This is a genomic window from Microvirga sp. GCM10011540, assembly GCF_042650665.1.
Classification (GTDB): domain Bacteria; phylum Pseudomonadota; class Alphaproteobacteria; order Rhizobiales; family Beijerinckiaceae; genus Microvirga; species Microvirga lenta.
In genome coordinates, this window is the sequence record NZ_JBHSBQ010000091.1 from 1 (window position 1) to 4,542 (window position 4,542).

1 protein-coding gene and 1 pseudogene are annotated in these 4,542 nt (G+C 55.0%); both read right to left on the bottom strand.

Annotated elements, in window-relative coordinates:
• Nucleotides 1–2,797 (bottom strand): annotated as a pseudogene (locus tag ACFOYU_RS15455) (hypothetical protein); the annotation flags it as partial.
• 275 nt (nucleotides 2,798–3,072) lie between these two features.
• Nucleotides 3,073–4,383, bottom strand: coding sequence for a hypothetical protein (locus ACFOYU_RS15460; protein ID WP_377034277.1), 1,311 nt, complete (start codon nucleotides 4,381–4,383; stop codon nucleotides 3,073–3,075).
• Nucleotides 4,384–4,542 lie beyond the last annotated feature (159 nt).

The following is a 4,542-nucleotide window of genomic DNA, read 5'->3' on the forward strand; positions in this document are numbered from 1 at the left end:
TGGTCCAGGCGTTCAACGCTTGCAGACGCTCGTACTCGTCAGGTGTCATCCACGTCATGGTCTGCACAACGTTACGACCGATTAGATCGTTGCTGCCCCGAGCACTTGCATGGGTGATCGTATCCGTCAGCATAGAGACTCTGTTGGAGATGACGAAGAAATGATCGTCCGGATGATTGTCGCGGAAATCCTGGCACTCAGTCGCGAGATTAGCGCTGGTGATGGAACGGGAAGGATAAACATCGACTTGATCACGCCGGGCAAGGGGTGCCTCTAACTCGAAAATGGACCACTCCGGGTCTGCCGCATGGGCAACGGCGGTCGGAACTGCCTCCGTCGTCAGGACAACGACGCGTTTGGCAACCCCATGCCACCACTGTCGCGATGCAATCCACCAATCGCGATTATGTCGCTCTTCGTAGATATCCCGATGCTTTTCGTCCTCATCGTCCTTGTCACTCGGGGTGCTCACACGACAACCGTACTCACCCGTGTCAGCAGTTACGACGTGATCCCAACGGGAGGTTCCGATCCCGGCGATTCTTCGCGCTTCCTCAAAAGTCACCGTTCGCCGACTTCCACTTATCGTCGGATGCCCATGCGCGGAGGCGAAAGCCTCGAAACTGGTGAGGAGTTGAGGTAGCGAGGGCGTGTCCGCGTTCCAGAGAGTGGGGTTGGAATCGGCTAACGCCTCGACCCAGCGCACGATTTCTTCGGGTTGTAGATCAACAATACTGTCAGCCTTGATCTCGTCGTGAACGAGCAACCCGAGGGTGGTCTCCTGACGCAAGGCTTTGAGGCGCTCGGTTTCATCCCCTCCGTCCCTATTCCAGAAGGAACGAGCCCACATTAGCCGCGAGGCTCCGCTCTTTTTCCACTCCTGCGCGACCTGATGCACTGTGAAGAACACCGGCTTTTTGTCACCGATGGAGGTCCACAGGGCTACATGGTGCCCTTTGAGACGCTGGATGACAGCCGGTTGGAGCTTCTCAATGGCAGCCCAGCGCGACTTAAAGTTCTGCCGTGCTGCCTCTTCGGTCGAGATCATCGCGATGCTGAGACGGTTGCACTCTTTCTCGTAGGCTCTCGAAAAACTCGGCAGCACAACGCCGATAAAATCGTTTGCCTTCTGGATCTCATTGAAGGCAGCGCACTTGGCCTCGGCAGCCTCATAATCAGCAAAGGCATACATAGCGACTCCGCTCTCGCCATGTCGCGTCAATTCCGCCATGATCTCATGATGGAGGGCCATGAGCACCGAGGTCTTGCCTACGCCCTCAGGACCAACAACCAGGAGCAACGGCATCGTGGCAACGGTAGTCCTGAAGAACGTCTCCATTTCCGACCGGGCCGTGTCACTGTCAGTTACGTTTGCTCGAAACCGTCCCTCAAGTTCGTGGAATGTACGATCCGCAGGTGTCTCGGCCAAGAGATCATCGAGATCAACAGCCTCGTCGCATGCTTCCTCGCGAACCATTTGCCTTCGCCAGAGCCGAAGCATGGCCCCCAAGGGAAACGGCAACGGTCGAGCGGTCAGCCCGCCAGCATCCCGTCCCACAAGGTGGATCGAGGCATAGTCCTCACGCATGATCGAAGACGGGTTGTTATCATTCTCGGAGTTTTTGAACTTGGCGACCCAGCGTCCGCCCTCGTAGGTGAGATGATCGAATTGCGGCCAGTTCGGATACCATTTCTGAAGCTGCGCTTCGCAATAGGCAGCCTCGGCCTGTGTAAGGTTCGGACCAAGTTTACACCCTGCCGTGTACGTCTTCACCCTATTGACCCTTGGCGTCATATGGAATGGTTCGGGGGACCAAAAAAGGGGCAATTCATCCCCGGACGCTCGTACTCGGTGATGCTCCCACAGAGTAATCTGCGGAACAATCGACCCTTTGGGAACGCCGAGGAGGTTATCCTCTTCAACCACCCTGGACCCATTAGGCAAGCGCCGAAAGCTCTCGGCCCACTTGAGGCATTTATCCGCGTGGTGTTCGCTTACGTTAAGGGTACGAAGTACATCCACGTGAAGCCTCTCCCAGTGTGCGGCAAAACCTCGCCGAAGATCGGCAGCAGAGCGCTGGTCCAATCCGAGACGCGCACGCGCAACATCAGTAGCGAAAACCGTATGAATATGGAGGCTTTTGTTACCTGAGTAATTTACAGTGATCCCTCTGAAATCCGCGAACTGCGAGCAGTGGCGGTAGAGATCACCCATCCGACAGTCGAGAGGATTTCCGCTGGAACGCAACCAAGAAAGCTGCAACTTCAAGAACTCTGCGTCCTTCACGTCGAATTCATAGGTTAGGACGTGATGCTCGCCCAATGCCACACGATCCATCGGCTGTTCGGCTCCAAGTACCATTCCTTGCTCATCTCCACTGTCCATCGGCGGGAGCGACAGGCGAAGAGGGTTGGCAAAGAGCATCAGCCCGATCAGGGGGTCACCGCCGTAGGTGGAGATAGGATTGGGATTGCTCGCGATAACTTCTGCGAAGAAGTGATTTCGACCCATGGAGAACTTGGTCAGGTCCACTGGGAAATAGAAGCCGCCGAAAGCGTCTGGCCGAAAAAGGTTCGGCTTGATGATGGCGTCACCGAACCACGTTTTTGGGTTTTGAGTTGCCTTGACGAACTGTTTGGTCGCTTTCGAGCCAAGGGTTGGTAAGACGTGTTGCTGCCAGAGGAGGCCGAGGCGCTCCTGTTGTTCATAGGAAAATAGCATGTAAAAAATCCATAAAGAAAAACCCTGCACGCTGGCAGACGTGCAGGGTTCTGGATTGTCATAGAGACGATCCACAACTGGCCTCATTATGACCGCGCCCAGGCGCAATATGCTGGGAGTGGTCTTGGAGGCCGGAACTTGCTTTGCACTCTGCCAGGGCGTGCTCGGTATTTATGAAACTCTATCACATATAATGCCGATTGACCAGAACTTTGTGCGCCAGCGTGGGAAACGAGCTATTTGTGCTCTTGGTCAGAGCCTCATGTGTGTATCGGCGCATAGGAAAGTCCGTTGAACCGTTCGGAACAGGGGCGCTTGCCTGACCTAAGCGCGAATGTGCAAGCCAGCTTCTACGGTCCCGGAGGCATTATATCGACTTGCTCCGGCCATGGCAGTCCGAAGCTCGCCCGGCTAAGAGTAGCGTGGAAATCGCCGGATGGCTTATTGATGTCATACTTGTCCAGGACCGCCTCATGGATGGCTTCGACAATGTTTTGAACCTGCCTCGCGTGATATCCATGAACGCGGCGGGTGCCCCTATGAACACTGTCGGATCGCATAGCGTAAAGGTCCTGTATAAGCTTGGCGATCTCGATTCTCCTCGTTACGTCATTCGAGAGGATCACGGCACCACGACGAGCGATGTTTTGAACCACTGGGGCGCTCTTGTCGTTGTCCGACAGCAACGCTTCCGCAGCCGTGAAGAAGAATAGAAGTCTTTCTGTATCATCGTCCGAGATGCGCCCCCGCGCCATCCAGCCCAGTCCGCGCTGTAACCGCTCAGCAACGCTATTAGGCGGCGGATTGAATAAAATGCTGAGCTTGGAATAGTACGGTTTTCCTTTCATGTGCTCGACGAACGCACTTCCGACAACGTAGTGCAGCGGAACCCAACTACCACCGAACGATGAGCGGGTGTCGTAAAACGTGACGGAGGACTGCTTGCTCCGGGGTTTCTCTGTGGGGCCTGCCTCGACATCTCCAATATTAGGTGAGAACGGGCCGGTGAATTGTGGGTAACCGATCAGGCGGATCAAGCTCGTGAAAACGTAAGTGTGCCAACGAGCTTCAACTTCTAAATTCCCGATTTTCGATTGAAGCTCGATATCCCAACAAGTGGGGGTGAGTGGGACGAAGGATTTTCCGTCGATAATCTGGAAGCCATCCGGTTGTTCGGTGGTTAACCGGATTCCCGACTCTGGTCCGAGATCACGGTCAACGTCATCTGTCAGTCTGACGGCGACAGGGCCGATCTGAACCTCGCGAACTTCTTCAACGCGCACCGAGTAGCAGGGGTGAAGGATGCGGACTTTTGCTCGTATCTCGGACGACAACTCCTTCAAGAAGTTCGCGACTTGATCGGGGATAGGCGATGCAATGTCCACCGACGCCCAAGCTAAGCGGTAAACCTCTCGTTCGTTGATGGCTTCAGGGCCGACTAATTCGAGGCATCTCTTGATGAGATTGCTAACTATTGGCTTCAGAGGGCCGAGGTCATACACGTTCTCGTTTATTAGCTTCCAACCTCCCCGCCGCATGATTTCTGTAGCATGATCCGCAGATTTCGCCCTTGCCGTATCGGCGCAGGTGTAAAATGCGCCAGCAAGCTCTCGCAGCTTCTGATCACTGGTTAGGCGGCTGGTAATCTTCTCAATGGGCATGATCGAACTCTGATGTTGAAGCCTGCGATGTAACGGATACGATCACCCATGCAAGTGCTCGGGGCAGCAACGATCTAATCGGTCGTAACGTTGTGCAGACCATGACGTGGATGACACCTGACGAGTACGAGCGTCTGCAAGCGTTGAACGCCTGGACCA

Excerpts from the sequence above, each read along its gene's own strand:
- ACFOYU_RS15460 (WP_377034277.1), bottom strand. The coding sequence starts at position 4,383 with ATGCCCATTGAGAAGATTACCAGCCGCCTAACCAGTGATCAGAAGCTG.